Source organism: Pectobacterium sp. A5351 (genome assembly GCF_028335745.1).
Classification (GTDB): Bacteria; Pseudomonadota; Gammaproteobacteria; order Enterobacterales; family Enterobacteriaceae; genus Pectobacterium.
Genome location: NZ_CP116477.1, coordinates 3,725,462 through 3,741,519, shown reverse-complemented (window position 1 = coordinate 3,741,519; position 16,058 = coordinate 3,725,462). Strand labels below are relative to the sequence as shown.

Sequence of the window (16,058 nt, the reverse complement as noted above, 5' to 3'; positions counted from 1 at the left end):
GTTTCGTACCTTTAGTTAATTTGACGCAGTATAACGGAAAATAACCATGTTACAGGTATATCTTGTTCGCCACGGCGAAACAGAATGGAATGTGGCTCGACGTATTCAGGGTCAATCGGACAGTGCGCTGACGCCAAGAGGTGAGCAACAGGCACAGCAAGTTGCTGAACGAATCAGGACGTTAGGGATTACGCATATTTTTACCAGCGATCTCGGAAGAACGCGTCAGACGACAGAAATCATCGCTAAATCTTGCGGCAATTGCCAGATAATCCTGGAGCCTGGGTTACGTGAATTGAATATGGGCGTGTTGGAAGCGCGCGATCTGGATTTGCTGACTGCTGAGGAAGAAAGGTGGCGTAAAGGGCTGGTGGATGGCACGCCCGATGGCCGTATCCCGGAAGGTGAATCGATGGTTGATGTGGCATTACGCATGCACGGCGTTCTGGAGCGATGTCTGGCGCTGCCAGCAGGCAGTCGTCCTCTGCTGGTGAGCCATGGGATGGCGCTGGGGTGCCTGCTGAGTACGGTTCTGGGGCTACCGGCGTCTGCTGAGCGGCGCCTGCGCCTGCGCAACTGCTCGCTGTCGCGCATCGATTATCAGCAAAGCCCGTGGCTGGCACCGGGATGGGTGGTGGAAACGGCCGGAGATATCTCGCATCTGGATATTCCGGCACTGGATGAGCTACAGCGCTGAGTTTTTGCAGAAAATAAAACACACTGGCGGTTAACGGATAATTGGGGTCAGATATTCACAGCGCAATACCGCTGGTGGACCATTCTCCGTCATGTTCGTCGTATCAAATCGTTCAATGCTGAACCCTTTGCGGAGGGTGAGGTGGAACGTGGGGAGGCTGGTATCGTACAGTGTGAGAATGAAGTCCTGAAGAGAATCTGTCGGGCCGTCATAGATAAACCGTGCATACTCGCCTGCTGGCAAAATGATCGGAGTTCCTGCCTGTAGATCTTCTGGAACATGTTGGGGCTCAATGGCTGTCGTATAGAGCACTTCATGTTCATCTTCCTTTTCCAGGCTGGGACGAACGTGATGTAGCCCGTAAAGCACAGGAGGAACACTGGTCGTTTCACCTAAATATTGGCTCCAGAAATGAACGCGAATGTCCGTGCGAAAATTCGAGATTTGTTCTAATCGACAGCTGTAACTTTGCGTGGTGCCAACCAGGTGGGTTTCCGGCAGCATGATAAATTCTGGCTGTGGCAGGGTGAATTCACCGAGCCGGATCGGCGGACGAATGCCGAAAGTATTCCAGTTATCGGAACGACGGTAAGACGCTGGCGTTTGGGTAAACTGCTTTTTGAACGCGCGAGTAAAGGTCTGTTGTGAATCAAAACGGTATTGCAGGGCAATATCAAGGATAGGGCGACTGGTCAGACAAAGTGCAACCGCCGCTTTGGTCAATCTCCGCGCTCGGATATATGAACCAATGGCATGGCCCGTCACGTCTTTGAACATTCTTTGCAGATGCCACTTGGAATAACCCGCTTTCGCCGCCACATTATCCAGTGATAGCGGTTGGTCGAGATGGCTTTCCAGCCAGTTAAGCAAGTCACGTATGATACCGGCTTGATCCATAATATTCCTCATCAAACACATTGGGCGTGAGCGTATTGAGATCCCGCATCATAGCAATATTTTCACTTTGGTACTGCCGAAGATTTTTGAAAATATTCCGCAGGTAATTTGGATAAGGAGGATTGTGATAGTGGTTTATTTTGTACATCCTCTTTTTGATTGTGGTTATTAATCGTTTGTTATGAATTGTCACAGGGCCTGAAATATGAACATAAAGCGTACCATGGTAGCGGGTCTGCTGCTGCTATCTACCGCTGGCGTCGTCAGTGCGGAAGAGATCGGGTCTGTCGATACCGTCTTTAAACTGTTGGGGCCAGATCATAAGATCGTGGTAGAAGCGTTCGACGACCCGGATGTCTCAAACGTGACCTGCTACATTAGCCGAGCCAAAACGGGTGGAATCAAGGGTGGATTAGGGCTGGCTGAAGACACGTCGGACGCGGCTATTTCCTGCCAGCAGGTTGGGCCGATCACGCTGTCCGATAAAATCAAAAACGGCGGCGACCGCGGATCTGTGGTATTCCAGAAAAGAACCTCGCTGGTTTTCAAGAAATTGCAGGTTGTTCGGTTTTACGATCAAAAGCGCAATGCGCTGATCTATCTCGCTTACTCCGATCGTGTAGTCGATGGTTCGCCGAAAAACGCGTTAAGCGCGGTGCCAGTTATGCCGTGGGGAAAGAGTGAATAATGTGCGGTAAGAATAAGAAGGGAAAACAGCCGGAACAGATGCCTGTTCCGGCTGAGGGGATTAATTTTCCAGGTCGCCGCAGAAGCGGTAGCCTTCGCCGTGGATCGTCGCGATGATTTCCGGCGTATCGGCTGTAGATTCAAAGTGCTTGCGGATACGGCGGATGGTGACGTCAACGGTACGGTCGTGTGGCTTAAGCTCACGGCCCGTCATTTTCTTCAGCAGTTCCGCGCGAGACTGAATCTTGCCCGGGTTTTCGCAGAAGTGCAGCATGGCGCGGAATTCACTGCGCGGCAGTTTGTATTGTTCGCCAGCCGGGCTAATCAGAGAACGGCTATTGATGTCCAGTTCCCAGCCGTTGAAACGATAGCTTTCCACCAGACGACGCTCTTCAGTGCCGCTACCCAAATTCATGGTACGTGACAGCAGGTTACGTGCGCGGATCGTCAGTTCACGTGGGTTGAAGGGTTTGGTGATGTAGTCATCCGCACCGATTTCCAGACCGAGGATCTTATCGACTTCATTGTCGCGGCCAGTGAGGAACATCAAGGCAACGGCGGCTTGCTCACGCAGTTCACGTGCCAGCAACAGGCCGTTCTTTCCTGGCAGGTTGATGTCCATGATCACCAGGTTGATGTCATTCTCAGACAAAATGTGGTGCATTTCTGCGCCGTCAGTGGCTTCGTGAACAACGTATCCTTCCGCCTCAAAAATGCTTTTGAGGGTATTACGAGTTACCAACTCGTCTTCAACAATAAGAATGTGCGGCGTCTGCATGTTTGCTACCTAAAATTGCCAACTTAAATTATAGAAATCGGAAGTACAGAAGTCGCTGTCATACCCTGCTGGCCCGCTGGCTACAACGCCAGTTATTCCGGGTATTTCCCTGGAGCTTATCGAGGTAAACTACGGCCTCGCTCAGCATCAGACTCAAGTACGTAAATGCGTAACTGGTGTTCATTCTCTACCCGCTTAGAGGTACTGCTAGCGGATGAGCGTGGCGCTAATTTAACTGCGCTCAAAGTGGCGCACAGTTTAACCTTATTAACAGCAACATAACAGTAAGCACGGATTTTGCCTGCTGATAAATCTACGGTTCTGTTGACATATATCAAATTTCATTTTAGCACGTTAACTATTTTGTGATAAACACTTATAGGATTGCCAGTTTACGTCACAATTTAGCATTTTTTATGAACGATTTAGCATAGTAAATGCCAATAATCATCATTGGCGCTACACCGTCGTTAGTCGTTTTATAACTTATTGAAATAAAATAATTTACCTTGTTTTTCGTATGGTTTCTCTTCCCGCCCATTTTTTGGACATCACTGATGTTTCCTACCGAAGGCCGAGTTGATGCCGGAAATTTTGTTGGTTTATTGTTAATTTTCCACCTGTAGTTATTGATGGAGAGTCATTGGTAAATAGTGAACGATGAATCGCTATTGATGACATGGCCTGATTATTTAGCGGCTGGCGAAAATCGTGCCAGAGAGTATGTAACCCATACTGAGGAGTCTATGCAGTTTCATATTATTTTGGTTGAGCCCGCTCGGGCAGAGAACGTGGGAGCGGCAGCCCGTGCAATGAAAACGATGGGTTTCAGTAGTTTACGTATTGTCGGTAGCGCAGTACATCAAGAACCCGCTGCTCGTTGGGTGGCACACGGTTCGGGGGATGTTCTGGATAACGCGCAGGTATTTTCCACGCTAGCTGAAGCACTGGCTGATGTGGATTTTACGGTCGCGACCACCGCGCGTAGTCGTGCTAAATTTCGCTATTACTGCACGCCAGCCGAATTGACTGGTGTGTTACAGGAGAAGGGACAATGGATGACTTCTGCGGCGCTGGTGTTTGGTCGGGAAGATGTTGGCCTGACGAATGAAGAACTTGAACTGGCAGATGTGCTGACTGGTGTGCCGATGAAAGCGGATTATCCTTCGCTGAATCTTGGTCAGGCGGTGATGGTGTACTGCTACCAACTGGCTGAACTCATGCAGGTCAAACCGGAAGCAGCAGAGCCAGCGGTGGCAGGGCAGTTGTCGGCGCTGCACGATCGTTTGGATCGGCTACTGGTTACTCTGGCGGTTGAGGACGATGAAAAACTGCGGGACTGGTTGCATCAGCGGCTAGGGCGTTTAGAGCAACGCGATACGGCGATGCTCCATCGATTGCTACACGACATTGAAAAAAGACTGCCGAAATAAGATAGCAGAGATGGCTTTTTTGGCAGTCGAACATCTTGAGTCACGTATTTTGACAACGGTTTGTCCGGCTTATTCCTGTTTAGGCAGTGGGTTGAGCGGCTGGATTTTTTCCTTCGGCGAGAAGAAAAAAAAGAAATCCGTTGACTTCAAAGGGCGATTGGCCTAACTAATAGGGCAGATAACTCTACTTCTAATGAGATTCGATTTTAGCATGCGCACTATCAGCCTGATCACCACGATTATTACCATCACCGATACAACCAGTAACGGTGCGGGCTGACGCATATAAAGATTCCAGAAAAAGCCCGCACCGAACAGTGCGGGCTTTTTTTTTACGGCAGGTTATCCCTCAGCGCCGCCTGTAAGCGGCATACAAAAAACGCTTCCGGCGTTTGGTTGGCAGAAATTCAGGAGAAAAGATAAAAATGCGAGTGTTGAAATTTGGCGGGACTTCAGTAGCAAATGCGGAGCGTTTTGCGCGCGTTGCCGACATTATCGAGAACAACGCGCGCCAGGGACAGGTGGCTACCGTATTGTCCGCTCCGGCGAAAATTACCAACCATCTGGTTGCCATGATTGAGAAAACCGTCGCCGGACAAGATATCCTGCCTCATTTGAATGACGCCGAAACGATCTTTTCTTCGCTGCTGCAAGGCCTTGCCGCATCTCAACCCGGCTTTGACCATGCCCGCCTGAAGGCATTCGTGGATCAGGAATTTGCACAACTGAAACACGTTCTGCACGGCATCGCGCTGCTGGGCCAATGCCCTGATAGCGTGAACGCTGCGATTATCTGCCGAGGGGAAAAACTGTCTATCGCCATCATGGAAGCGGTCTTTCAGGCGCGCGGCTATGGGGTCTCCGTTATCAACCCGGTTGAGAAGCTGCTGGCGCAGGGACACTATCTTGAATCCACTGTGGATATCACGGAATCGACTCGCCGTATCGCCGAAAGCGCCATTCCGGAAGATCATGTGATCCTGATGGCAGGCTTTACTGCCGGTAACGACAAAGGGGAACTGGTGGTGCTGGGCCGCAACGGTTCTGACTATTCCGCTGCGGTACTGGCTGCGTGTTTACGTGCCGACTGTTGTGAGATCTGGACCGATGTGGACGGCGTTTATACCTGCGATCCGCGTCAGGTGCCGGACGCTCGATTATTGAAATCGATGTCCTATAAGGAGGCGATGGAGCTGTCCTATTTCGGTGCCAAAGTCCTCCACCCCCGCACTATCGCCCCTATCGCCCAGTTCCAAATTCCCTGCCTCATCAAAAACACCGAAAACCCTCAGGCCCCCGGTACGCTCATCGGCATGGACAGCACGGATACTCAGTATCCGGTAAAAGGCATCACCAACCTGAACAATATGGCGATGATTAACGTATCCGGCCCCGGCATGAAAGGCATGGTCGGCATGGCGGCGCGTGTGTTTGCCGCGATGTCACGTGCGGGTATCTCTGTTGTTCTGATTACGCAGTCATCTTCTGAATACAGCATCAGCTTCTGCGTATCGCAAAACGAGCTGGCGCGTGCCCGCAAAACGCTGGAAGACGAATTCTATCTGGAACTGAAAGAAGGCGTGCTGGAGCCGTTGGATGTGATGGAACGTCTGGCGATCCTTTCTGTCGTGGGTGATGGTATGCGCACACTGCGCGGCCTGTCTGCGCGCTTGTTCTCTGCGCTGGCGACGGCGAATATTAATATCGTGGCTATCGCGCAGGGTTCCTCTGAACGTTCTATCTCCGTTGTGGTGAACAACGATGTGGCGACCACCGGCGTGCGCGTGGCGCACCAGATGCTGTTTAACACCGATCAGGTGATCGACGTGTTTGTGATCGGCGTCGGTGGCGTGGGCGGCGCGCTGCTGGAGCAGATTCACCGTCAGCAGCCGTGGCTGAAAGACAAGCACATCGACCTGCGTGTGTGTGGGATCGCGAACTCCAAAGCCTTGCTGACCAATATTAACGGCATTTCGATGGACAACTGGCGTGAAGAGCTGGCGAAAGCCCGCGAGCCGTTCAATCTGGGCCGTCTGATTCGTCTGGTGAAAGAGTACCACCTGCTGAACCCGGTTATCGTTGACTGTACGTCGAATCAGGCTGTGGCCGATCAGTATGTGGATTTCCTGGCCGACGGTTTCCACGTGGTGACGCCAAACAAGAAAGCCAACACCGGGTCGATGAACTATTATCACCAACTGCGCAGCGCCGCGGCGAAATCCCGCCGTCGTTTCCTGTATGACACTAACGTCGGTGCTGGCCTGCCGGTGATTGAGAACCTGCAAAACCTGCTGAATGCCGGTGATGAACTGATTCGCTTTACCGGTATTCTCTCTGGTTCGCTGTCCTTTATTTTCGGTAAACTCGATGAAGGTATGTCGTTGTCGGAAGCGACCACGCAGGCGAAAGAGAAAGGGTACACCGAACCCGACCCGCGTGACGATCTGTCCGGTATGGACGTGGCTCGTAAGCTGCTGATTCTGGCGCGTGAAGCGGGTTATCAGCTTGAGCTTAGCGATATTGAAGTAGAGTCCGTTCTGCCAGCCAGCTTCGATGCTTCTGGCGATGTCGCGAGCTTCATGCAGCGTCTGCCGTCGGTAGACGATGAGTTCGCCAGCCGTGTTGCACAAGCGCGTGATGAAGGTAAAGTGTTGCGTTATGTCGGCGTGATTGAAGAAGGTCGCTGCAAGGTTAAGATCAGTGCCGTTGGTGGCAACGATCCGCTGTTTAAAGTCAAAGATGGCGAGAATGCGCTGGCATTCTACAGCCGTTATTATCAGCCACTGCCGCTCGTGTTGCGCGGTTATGGCGCGGGTAACGCTGTTACCGCTGCTGGTGTGTTCGCAGATCTGCTGCGCACCTTGTCATGGAAGTTGGGAGCATAATTATGGTTAAGGTGTATGCACCTGCATCAATCGGTAACGTCAGCGTTGGGTTTGATGTGCTGGGTGCGGCCGTTTCGCCGGTAGACGGTTCATTGCTGGGCGATTGCGTCTCTGTCGAGGCCGCCGATCTGTTCAGCCTGCGTAATGAAGGGCGTTTTGTCAGCAAGCTGCCGGACAACCCGAAAGAAAACATTGTGTATCAATGTTGGGAGCTTTTCTGCCAGGAAATTGGCAAAACCGTGCCAGTGGCGATGACGCTCGAAAAGAATATGCCGATTGGCTCAGGGCTAGGTTCCAGCGCCTGTTCTGTCGTCGCCGGGCTGATGGCGATGAACGAATTTTGCGGCAAACCGCTGGATGATACCCGTCTGCTGACGCTGATGGGCGAGCTGGAAGGGCGCATTTCCGGCAGCGTTCACTACGATAACGTGGCACCGTGTTTCCTTGGCGGCGTCCAACTGATGCTGGAAGAGAACGGCATTATCAGCCAACCTGTGCCATCGTTTGATGACTGGCTGTGGGTCATGGCGTATCCGGGGATTAAAGTCTCTACTGCCGAAGCGCGCGCGATTCTGCCTGCGCAATACCGTCGTCAGGATTGCATCAGCCACGGCCGTTATCTGGCGGGTTTTATCCACGCGTGCCATACCGGACAGGCCGCGCTGGCGGCGAAACTGATGAAGGATGTCATCGCAGAACCTTATCGTACGAAACTGCTGCCCGGCTTTGCTGCCGCTCGCCAGGCTGCTGAAGATATCGGGGCGTTGGCCTGCGGTATTTCCGGCTCTGGCCCGACGTTATTCTCCGTTTGCAACGACATGGCGAGCGCGCAGCGTCTGGCCGACTGGCTGCGGGATAACTATTTGCAGAACGATGAAGGTTTTGTTCATATTTGCCGTCTTGATACGACTGGCGCACGACTACTGGGATAACGCATGAAACTGTACAACCTTAAAGATCATAACGAGCAGGTCAGTTTTGCTCAGGCTATCAAGCAAGGGCTGGGTAGCCAGCAAGGGCTGTTCTTCCCGCTGGATCTGCCGGAATTTGAGCGCACCGAAATCGATGCGCTGCTGGATCTGGATTTTGTTACCCGCAGCAGCCGCATTCTGTCCGCCTATATCGGCGATGAAATTGCGGCTGAAACCGTGTTCAAGCGCGTAAAAGCGGCCTTTGCATTCCCTGCACCGGTTGCACCGGTAGCGGAAGATATCGCCGCGCTGGAGCTGTTCCATGGCCCGACGCTGGCTTTTAAAGACTTCGGCGGCCGCTTTATGGCGCAAATGCTGACGGAAGTGTCTGGCGACGAGAAAATTACCATTCTGACGGCGACCTCTGGCGATACCGGTGCTGCCGTGGCGCACGCTTTCTATGGTCTGGAAAATGTCCGTGTGGTGATTTTGTATCCGCAGGGCAAAATCAGTCCGTTGCAGGAAAAGCTGTTCTGTACGCTGGGCGGCAACATTCACACCATCGCGGTCGACAGTGATTTCGATGCCTGTCAGGCATTGGTGAAAAAAGCGTTCGATGATGAAGAACTGAAAAAGGCGATTGGCCTGAACTCGGCAAACTCCATCAATATCAGCCGTCTGCTGGCGCAAATTTGCTACTACTTTGAAGCGGTTGCACAATTGCCGCAGGAAGCGCGTAATCAGCTGGTGGTTTCCGTACCGAGCGGTAACTTCGGCGATCTGACTGCTGGTCTGCTGGCTAAATCGCTGGGGCTGCCGATTAAGCGTTTCATCGCGGCGACCAACGCCAATGACACCGTGCCGCGTTTCCTGAGCAGTGGAAACTGGGAGCCGAATAAAACGGTGGCAACGTTATCCAACGCGATGGATGTGAGTCAGCCGAACAACTGGCCACGTGTGGAAGAGCTGTTCCGCCGTAAAAACTGGCAGTTGAAAACGCTGGGCTTTGGTGCGGTGAGCGATGAGACCACGAAAGAAACCATGCATGAGTTGGATGCGTTAGGGTATGTCTCTGAGCCGCATGCGGCGATTGCTTATCGTCTGCTGCGCGATCAACTGCAAGCGGGTGAGTTCGGCCTGTTCCTGGGTACGGCGCACCCGGCGAAATTCAAGGAAAGTGTAGAAGACATTCTGGGCAAAGAACTGGATCTGCCGGAAGCGCTGGCTGAGCGTGCCGATCTGGATCTGCTATCGCACAACTTCCCGGATGATTTCGCGAAGCTGCGTGAGTTCCTGATGTCGCTGCCGGAATAAGGTGGCTGAAAAGGCGGCGGTTTCGCCGCCTTTCTCTTTGTTGCCTATCGTACTACTTTGTTTACTGCTCGTGGCGTTTAAACACCAGCTCGTCACTCGAGGAGTCTGCTGCCTCGAAGAAGTAGCCATCCAGATTAAACGCTTTCAACTGTTCCGGTTGCGTCAGACGGTTTTGAATAATGAAACGACTCATCAGGCCGCGCGCTTTCTTGGCGTAGAAACTGATCACCTTGAATTTACCGTTTTTCTCATCCAAAAAGACGGGTTTGATCAGACGAGCATTGAGCTTTTTCGGTTTGACGGCCTTGAAATATTCATCCGATGCCAGATTAACCAGCACCTCGTCGCCTTGGTCGCGCAGCGCCTGATTCAGTTTTTCCGTAATAGTGTCGCCCCAGAAACTGTAGAGATCTTTACCGGCTTTATTTTCCAGTTTGGTACCCATTTCCAGCCGATATGGCCGCATCAAATCCAGCGGACGCAACACGCCGTACAGACCAGATAGCATACGCAGATGCTGCTGGGCGAAATCGAAATCATCCTCGCTGAAATCTTCTGCGGCTAATCCAGTATAGACGTCACCCTTAAACGCCAGCAGCGCTTGACGCGCGTTCTCCGGTGTGAAATCTGGATGCCACTCGCTAAAGCGGCCTGCGTTCAGATCGGCCAGTTTATCGCTGATACTCATCAGCGAGGCGATCTGCGCTGGCGTCAGTTTTTTACATACATCAATCAACTGGCTGGACTGGTCCAGAAGTTCTGGCTGGGTATAGTGCGTCGTTGCCAAAGGACTGGTGTAGTCGAGCGTTTTTGCGGGTGAAATAGTAATAAGCATGCGCCATGTCCTGTCGGTCTGATTTTAGATGAGCCTACTATAGCAAGAACGCCGTAAGAAAACGGCGATAGCTACAATACGCCTTGTCTTTGACGTTCGAGCGTCTTTGGAAAGGGGGAACGCCAGTGTGCGACCCCCATTGCAGAGGAACGTCGGAAAAGGCTGGCTTGCGCGGGAAAGTGCGCGTGTTATTATCAGATTTCGGCACAAAACAGATGGCCACCCGATTAGATAACAAGTCGATTCATTCACGAGCACCACGTATAAACAACGAGACATGCCAACATGACGGATAAACTGACTTCCCTACGCCAATTGACCACGGTTGTAGCTGATACCGGCGATATTGCGGCAATGAAACTGTACCAACCGCAAGATGCGACCACCAACCCTTCACTGATTCTGAACGCGGCGCAAATTCCTGAATACCGCAAGCTGATCGACGAGGCAATTGCCTGGGCGCGTGAGCAGAGCAGCGATCGCAAACAGCAGGTCGTGGATGCCACGGATAAACTGGCGGTCAACATTGGTCTCGAAATTTTAAAATTGATCCCCGGCCGCATCTCCACGGAAGTGGATGCACGTTTGTCTTATGACACCGAAGCCAGTGTGGCGAAGGCAAAACACCTGATCAAACTGTACAACGACGCAGGCATCAGCAACGAGCGTATCCTGATTAAACTGGCGTCAACCTGGCAGGGCATCCGCGCGGCGGAGCAACTGGAAAAAGAAGGCATCAACTGTAACCTGACGCTGCTGTTCTCCTTTGCACAGGCTCGCGCTTGTGCTGAAGCTGGCGTATTCCTGATTTCACCGTTTGTTGGCCGTATTCTTGACTGGTACAAAGCCAATGGCGATAAGAAAGAATTCGCGCCGCACGAAGATCCAGGCGTGGTGTCCGTTAGCGAAATCTATGACTACTACAAAGAGCACGGCTATGAAACCGTCGTGATGGGCGCGAGCTTCCGTAACGTGGGTGAGATTCTGGAACTGGCCGGGTGTGACCGTCTGACGATCGCACCAGCGCTGTTGAAAGAGCTGTCAGAAAGCGAAGGCGAGGTGGTTCGTAAATTGTCTTATGCTGGTGAAGTGAAAGTTCGTCCGGCGAAAATGACGGAAGCGGAATTCTACTGGCAGCACAATCAAGACCCAATGGCGATTGATAAACTGGCCGATGGGATCCGTAAATTTGCTATCGACCAGGAAAAACTGGAAAAGATGATTGCAGATTTACTGTAAGCATTCTGCTGATAAAAATAGCCGGGATTCCCGGCTATTTTTTTGTCTGCGCGCTGGCATTTTTGAAGGGAGAAGTCTATCTCGCCGTCGCGTTACGGGTTTTCTTCGCGACATAAAGATTATCATCGGCCCGTTTCATCACCTCGCTGAGGTCTTCTCCAGCGATATGGTATTCAACCAGCCCAATACTGACCGTCAGCTTGATTTTCCCTGTGGCGGTTTCACAAGGCGTGTCGCTAACGCGTGCTCTCGCTTTATCCACGATGGTGTACGCATCGTCTAACCCGGTATTCGGCAGCACGATTGCAAATTCATCGCCGCCAATACGGCCAAAAATATCTTCGCGACGAAATGATTTTTTGAAGGTGTCGGCAACACACTTCAGCGCCTCGTCACCGACGCCGTGACCAAAGCTATCATTCACGTGCTTAAAGTAGTCGATGTCGATCAGAATGACGCTGACGGGCCGCTTGGTCAGATTGGCGACACTAAAGGCTTTATTGGCAGCCAGAAAGAACGCGTCTCGCCGTAAATAACCAGTGAGGTCGTCATAGCGCGCGATGATCGGCAATTCCACCAAATATTTTTTTGTCAGCAGTGACATCAGGCTACCTAAAATAGCGAAGAGCAGCACGCTACCTGCAATAATGAGAAGCGAGGACAAAGAGGACAGCGTCTGGATAAGGGATGGTTGTGGGTTTTCTGATGTTGTTCTTATCCAAATACCCAATAACTCATCGGTTGGCGACAGAATAGGGAAAATAATCGTCAGTGTGTCTTTACCCGCATAATCTCCTATAGAAGGCAGTTTATTCTGGCAGGTGCGAATAACGGCCATATCGTTGAAGGTGAGGTCGGAAGAAGAAAGTTTGTTTATACATTCGCTACGCGAATCTCGCGTGTTAAAGGCAAATGTTCTGGTACGTGAAGACAAATAAATGCCGGATTGCCGATCAATATCGCTTTCTGTTACTTCACCGCTGTTGGTGTAGGAGCCGTAGGTTTTTATGGCGGTATCGAGATTTGTTCGTTCTGTTTTCCAGGTCGACTTGTTCGCTTCATGCATAATAATGATAGTGAAGATAAAGGAAATCACTCCGAACAGGAAAAAGGCGTATGTCGGATGGGCAAAAAGCTTAAGTATCTTATATTTAAGATCGTTCATGGCGACTTCCTTGATAGGTCTTTTTTACTTATTTTGATACTCAAGAAGTGCTTTAATTTTATCATATGATTTGATTTAAGGTGATGTTCTGCCGCGGTGGATATCATTCTTTTCTCTTTAATTTATCGGCTTATTTCATCTGCTCTTAATGGGTAAGCGATCTTTTTTATGCGCTTACTATTCTTAAATTTTAATTGCGCCAGGGTATTATTAATTTCAGTAATCTTTTACTTTTTTTGAGACGCTATTTAATAATAGTTATCAAATGTCATACCGCATACAGCGCGAAATAACGAACGTGGTATGCATTTCCTCATAAGAGATAATTGCTTGCTAAAAGCGTTCAATATCCTGATAAAATTAATGTTTTACTTAGACTGAGGTGCTTATGAATGTATTGCGTATTGGGTTGGTCTCCGTATCTGACCGCGCTTCCAACGGGGTTTATCAGGACAAAGGCATCCCAGAATTGGAATCCTGGCTCCGTAGCGCCCTGATTACACCTTTTGAAGTGGAAACTCGACTGGTGCCGGATGAACAGCCGATGATTGAACAAACACTGTGTGAGCTTGTGGATGAACGTGGCTGCCATCTGGTGCTGACAACCGGGGGAACGGGGCCTGCGCGTCGTGATGTTACGCCAGATGCCACGCTGGCTGTTGCCGATCGAGAAATGCCGGGTTTTGGCGAACAAATGCGGCAGATCAGCTTGCGCTTTGTTCCTACCGCGATCCTCTCTCGTCAGGTGGGGGTGCTGCGCAAACAGGCGCTGATTCTTAATCTTCCAGGGCAGCCCAAGTCGATTAAGGAAACGCTGGAAGGTTTAAAAAACGCTGATGGCAAGGTGGTTGTGGCCGGTATTTTTGCCAGCGTACCGTATTGTATCCAACTGCTGGAAGGCCCTTACATTGAAACCAATGCGGATGTGGTAGCAGCTTTTCGCCCTAAAAATGCTGTACGCGAAATAAAAGACTGAAGTTAGGTGATTTGGAACATAAGATTCAGCTTTGCTGGTGTATAAAAATTTTGCCGCTATAGTAATTTCTACTTTACACACTGTGGTGGATTTTTTCACTCTGGCAATGCACGGTATCTTATGACTCAGGATCAACACGCCGATCCTCGCCGGTTGAACCGGCAGGACTATAAAACGCTGTCTCTGGCTGCGCTGGGTGGCGCGTTAGAGTTTTATGATTTTATTATTTTTGTCTTCTTTGCTGCCGTGATTGGCGATCTCTTCTTTCCGCCGGATATTCCTGAATGGCTGCGGCAGGTACAGACGTTCGGTATTTTTGCCGCAGGCTATCTGGCTCGCCCACTTGGGGGCATCATCATGGCCCACTTTGGTGATAAAAGCGGACGTAAGAGAATGTTCAGCCTCAGTATATTGCTGATGGCGCTACCGACGCTGGCAATGGGCCTGCTGCCAACCTATGAAGCCATTGGTATTGCTGCACCGCTTCTGCTGCTGTTGATGCGCGTGCTGCAAGGGGCTGCAATCGGTGGGGAAGTCCCCGGTGCGTGGGTCTTCGTGGCGGAGCATGTGCCTCGAGCTCGCATCGGTTTTGCCTGCGGTACGCTGACTGCCGGGCTGACGATGGGGATTCTGCTGGGTTCGCTGATCGCGACGTTGCTGAATACGGTGCTTACGCCGGAGCAGATGTCGGGCGGCGGCTGGCGCTTGCCGTTCTTCATCGGCGGGGTTTTTGGCCTTGCTGCCATGTATCTGCGCCGCTGGTTGCAGGAAACGCCTATTTTTATGGAAATGCAGGCGCAGAAAAAGCTGGCGGAAGAGCTGCCGCTAAAATCTGTCGTCTTAAACCATAAACGTGCGGTTGTGGTTTCCATGCTGCTGACTTGGTTGCTGTCTGCGTGTATCGTCGTCGTTATTCTGATGGCACCGACCTACCTGCAAAAAGTCCACGGCATTCCTGCGGCGCTGGCGTTGCAGGCGAACTGTCTGGCAACGATTGCGTTGATGGTGGGTTGTGTCGGTGCGGGGCTGCTGGTCGACCGCTTTGGCGCCAGCAGGCTGTTTATGGTGGGCAGCCTGTCGCTGGCCGCCTGTAGCTGGTTCTTTTACAGTTCGGCAGCAAGCAGTACGACGCTGCTCTTTGTCAGCTATGCAGTTGTGGGGCTCAGCGTTGGCGTGGTGGGCGGTGTGCCGTATGTCATGGTGCGGGCGTTTCCGGCTGCGGTGCGGTTCTCGGGGATTTCTTTTTCCTACAACGTTGCCTATGCCATTTTCGGTGGCCTGACTCCCGTCTTTGTCACGCTGATTATGAAGGCCACGCCGCTGGCACCGGCATTCTATGTTCTGACTCTGGCCGCGGTAGGGTTGCTGCTGGGGATGTATTTGCAGCGCGATCTGGATGCCGATTCGCGCGCTTTGGCCGATAGCGACGCGCGCGATCGTTCGCCTGTTGAGGTTTAAGCGTGTTGTATCGTTCTTAAAATGTACCGTCATCAAAAACGCGGCATTATCAAAAACAAGCGGGCCCTGTCACGTTAACAGGGCCCGCTTGCATTTCACGCAGGATCGCGTCGGTACGGGTATGGCGTCAGAACTTAGTGAGACGCGCCACGAGCACCAATTGGCAGGACGCTACGGCCAAACTTCTCGTTCAGCACTTCAGCCATTGCCAGATAAATTGCGCTCGCGCCACAGATAATACCTTCGTAACCCGCGAAGGTCAGCAGCGCGTGATTGCCGGTAAAGTTACCGACAGCCAGCAGAGCAAACAGTATGGTCAGGCTACCGAAGACAAATTGCGTTGCGCGGTTGGTGCCGAATGTACCGAAGAACATAAACAGTGTGAAAATGCCCCACAGGCCAAGGAACACGCCAAGAAACTGGGGATCGCTGGCTTCCGCCAGACCCATTTTCGGCAGCATGAGAATAGCAACCAGCGTCAGCCAGAATGCGCCATAAGACGTAAACGCGGTCACGCCAAATGTATTGCCTTTTTTATACTCCAGCAGACCGGCCAGAATCTGGGCGATGCCGCCGTAGAAAATACCCATGCTGAGAATGATGGAAGAAAGTGGGAAAAAGCCTGCGTTGTGCAGGTTCAACAGAATAGTGGTCATCCCGAAGCCCATCAGTCCTAATGGACCAGGATTTGCCAACGTGTTCGTGCTCATAAATCCTCTGCAATAACAGATAATTAATAGTCCCTTCGTGTCGGGCGCGGCATTTAAAGTTAGCGAATGCGCC

At 51.5% G+C, this 16,058-nt stretch carries 16 protein-coding genes and 1 other annotated feature; of the genes, 11 read left to right on the top strand and 5 right to left on the bottom strand.

Translation table 11 applies throughout. The features are described from left to right. Positions 1–46: 46 nt before the first annotated feature. Positions 47–697, top strand: a complete 651-nt coding sequence (gene gpmB / locus O1Q74_RS17185) for a 2,3-diphosphoglycerate-dependent phosphoglycerate mutase GpmB (protein WP_271874795.1) — start codon at positions 47–49, stop codon at positions 695–697. A gap of 30 nt (positions 698–727) precedes the next feature. Here gpmB and robA read toward each other — a convergent pair whose 3' ends face one another. Then, positions 728–1,594, bottom strand: a complete 867-nt coding sequence (robA, locus tag O1Q74_RS17180) for an MDR efflux pump AcrAB transcriptional activator RobA (protein ID WP_271874794.1) — start codon at positions 1,592–1,594, stop codon at positions 728–730. 205 nt (positions 1,595–1,799) lie between these two features. Between robA and creA the strand changes: the two genes are divergently transcribed. Continuing rightward, a complete protein-coding gene (gene creA, locus O1Q74_RS17175) occupies positions 1,800–2,282 on the top strand; it encodes a protein CreA (RefSeq protein ID WP_271874793.1) in 483 nt (160 codons plus the stop codon). A gap of 60 nt (positions 2,283–2,342) precedes the next feature. On the opposite strand, the gene arcA is transcribed toward creA, so the two are convergent. Next, on the bottom strand, positions 2,343–3,059 hold the full coding sequence (gene arcA / locus O1Q74_RS17170; protein WP_264496648.1) for a two-component system response regulator ArcA: 717 nt from the start codon (positions 3,057–3,059) through the stop codon (positions 2,343–2,345). A gap of 746 nt (positions 3,060–3,805) precedes the next feature. On the opposite strand from arcA, the gene O1Q74_RS17165 reads away from it, so the two are divergent. From O1Q74_RS17165 to thrC, 6 genes are all read left to right on the top strand, one after another. Then, the gene (locus O1Q74_RS17165; protein ID WP_271874792.1) at positions 3,806–4,492 is read left to right on the top strand and encodes a tRNA/rRNA methyltransferase; all 687 of its coding nucleotides are present in this window, start codon (positions 3,806–3,808) and stop codon (positions 4,490–4,492) included. A gap of 10 nt (positions 4,493–4,502) precedes the next feature. Further along, the gene (locus O1Q74_RS17160; RefSeq protein WP_180999029.1) at positions 4,503–4,658 is read left to right on the top strand and encodes a hypothetical protein; all 156 of its coding nucleotides are present in this window, start codon (positions 4,503–4,505) and stop codon (positions 4,656–4,658) included. 27 nt (positions 4,659–4,685) lie between these two features. Continuing rightward, positions 4,686–4,772 (top strand): thr operon leader peptide, encoded by an 87-nt coding sequence (gene thrL / locus O1Q74_RS20410; protein ID WP_071531141.1) that lies wholly within the window; start codon positions 4,686–4,688, stop codon positions 4,770–4,772. Then, positions 4,711–4,826 (top strand) — a sequence feature (Thr leader region). Its footprint overlaps the gene before it by 62 nt. A gap of 91 nt (positions 4,827–4,917) precedes the next feature. Beyond that, entirely contained in the window at positions 4,918–7,377 is a 2,460-nt protein-coding gene (gene thrA / locus O1Q74_RS17155) for a bifunctional aspartate kinase/homoserine dehydrogenase I (RefSeq protein WP_271874791.1), read from the top strand. A gap of 2 nt (positions 7,378–7,379) precedes the next feature. After that, on the top strand, positions 7,380–8,309 hold the full coding sequence (thrB, locus tag O1Q74_RS17150; protein WP_225085841.1) for a homoserine kinase: 930 nt from the start codon (positions 7,380–7,382) through the stop codon (positions 8,307–8,309). 3 nt (positions 8,310–8,312) lie between these two features. Beyond that, positions 8,313–9,602, top strand: a complete 1,290-nt coding sequence (thrC, locus tag O1Q74_RS17145) for a threonine synthase (RefSeq protein WP_271874790.1) — start codon at positions 8,313–8,315, stop codon at positions 9,600–9,602. 61 nt (positions 9,603–9,663) lie between these two features. On the opposite strand, the gene yaaA is transcribed toward thrC, so the two are convergent. Then, the gene (gene yaaA, locus O1Q74_RS17140) at positions 9,664–10,437 is read right to left on the bottom strand and encodes a peroxide stress protein YaaA (protein WP_271874789.1); all 774 of its coding nucleotides are present in this window, start codon (positions 10,435–10,437) and stop codon (positions 9,664–9,666) included. Positions 10,438–10,722: 285 nt separating this feature from the next. Between yaaA and tal the strand changes: the two genes are divergently transcribed. Continuing rightward, positions 10,723–11,676 (top strand): transaldolase, encoded by a 954-nt coding sequence (tal, locus tag O1Q74_RS17135; protein ID WP_015841794.1) that lies wholly within the window; start codon positions 10,723–10,725, stop codon positions 11,674–11,676. Between the two features lie 76 nt (positions 11,677–11,752). Here tal and O1Q74_RS17130 read toward each other — a convergent pair whose 3' ends face one another. Then, complete coding sequence (locus tag O1Q74_RS17130) at positions 11,753–12,841, bottom strand: GGDEF domain-containing protein (RefSeq protein ID WP_271874788.1); 1,089 nt, start codon at positions 12,839–12,841, stop codon at positions 11,753–11,755. A gap of 388 nt (positions 12,842–13,229) precedes the next feature. Between O1Q74_RS17130 and mog the strand changes: the two genes are divergently transcribed. Together mog and O1Q74_RS17120 are read left to right on the top strand one after the other, a co-directional pair. Beyond that, the gene (mog, locus tag O1Q74_RS17125; RefSeq protein WP_271874787.1) at positions 13,230–13,817 is read left to right on the top strand and encodes a molybdopterin adenylyltransferase; all 588 of its coding nucleotides are present in this window, start codon (positions 13,230–13,232) and stop codon (positions 13,815–13,817) included. A gap of 120 nt (positions 13,818–13,937) precedes the next feature. After that, positions 13,938–15,275 carry an MFS transporter gene (locus tag O1Q74_RS17120; protein ID WP_271874786.1) on the top strand — a complete coding sequence of 446 codons (1,338 nt, stop codon included), beginning with the start codon at positions 13,938–13,940 and terminating at the stop codon, positions 15,273–15,275. Between the two features lie 134 nt (positions 15,276–15,409). Here the strand turns inward: O1Q74_RS17120 and satP are convergent, their stop codons facing one another. After that, positions 15,410–15,985: an acetate uptake transporter gene (satP, locus tag O1Q74_RS17115; RefSeq protein ID WP_271874785.1), complete on the bottom strand. Its 576-nt coding sequence runs from the start codon at positions 15,983–15,985 to the stop codon at positions 15,410–15,412. Between the last annotated feature and the right edge of the window lie 73 nt (positions 15,986–16,058).

Coding starts and splice junctions, on each gene's coding strand:
- gpmB (WP_271874795.1), top strand. CDS start 47: ATGTTACAGGTATATCTTGTTCGCCACGGCGAAACAGAATGGAATGTG.
- robA (WP_271874794.1), bottom strand. CDS start 1,594: ATGGATCAAGCCGGTATCATACGTGACTTGCTTAACTGGCTGGAAAGC.
- creA (WP_271874793.1), top strand. CDS start 1,800: ATGAACATAAAGCGTACCATGGTAGCGGGTCTGCTGCTGCTATCTACC.
- arcA (WP_264496648.1), bottom strand. CDS start 3,059: ATGCAGACGCCGCACATTCTTATTGTTGAAGACGAGTTGGTAACTCGT.
- O1Q74_RS17165 (WP_271874792.1), top strand. CDS start 3,806: ATGCAGTTTCATATTATTTTGGTTGAGCCCGCTCGGGCAGAGAACGTG.
- O1Q74_RS17160 (WP_180999029.1), top strand. CDS start 4,503: ATGGCTTTTTTGGCAGTCGAACATCTTGAGTCACGTATTTTGACAACG.
- thrL (WP_071531141.1), top strand. CDS start 4,686: ATGAGATTCGATTTTAGCATGCGCACTATCAGCCTGATCACCACGATT.
- thrA (WP_271874791.1), top strand. CDS start 4,918: ATGCGAGTGTTGAAATTTGGCGGGACTTCAGTAGCAAATGCGGAGCGT.
- thrB (WP_225085841.1), top strand. CDS start 7,380: ATGGTTAAGGTGTATGCACCTGCATCAATCGGTAACGTCAGCGTTGGG.
- thrC (WP_271874790.1), top strand. CDS start 8,313: ATGAAACTGTACAACCTTAAAGATCATAACGAGCAGGTCAGTTTTGCT.
- yaaA (WP_271874789.1), bottom strand. CDS start 10,437: ATGCTTATTACTATTTCACCCGCAAAAACGCTCGACTACACCAGTCCT.
- tal (WP_015841794.1), top strand. CDS start 10,723: ATGACGGATAAACTGACTTCCCTACGCCAATTGACCACGGTTGTAGCT.
- O1Q74_RS17130 (WP_271874788.1), bottom strand. CDS start 12,841: ATGAACGATCTTAAATATAAGATACTTAAGCTTTTTGCCCATCCGACA.
- mog (WP_271874787.1), top strand. CDS start 13,230: ATGAATGTATTGCGTATTGGGTTGGTCTCCGTATCTGACCGCGCTTCC.
- O1Q74_RS17120 (WP_271874786.1), top strand. CDS start 13,938: ATGACTCAGGATCAACACGCCGATCCTCGCCGGTTGAACCGGCAGGAC.
- satP (WP_271874785.1), bottom strand. CDS start 15,985: ATGAGCACGAACACGTTGGCAAATCCTGGTCCATTAGGACTGATGGGC.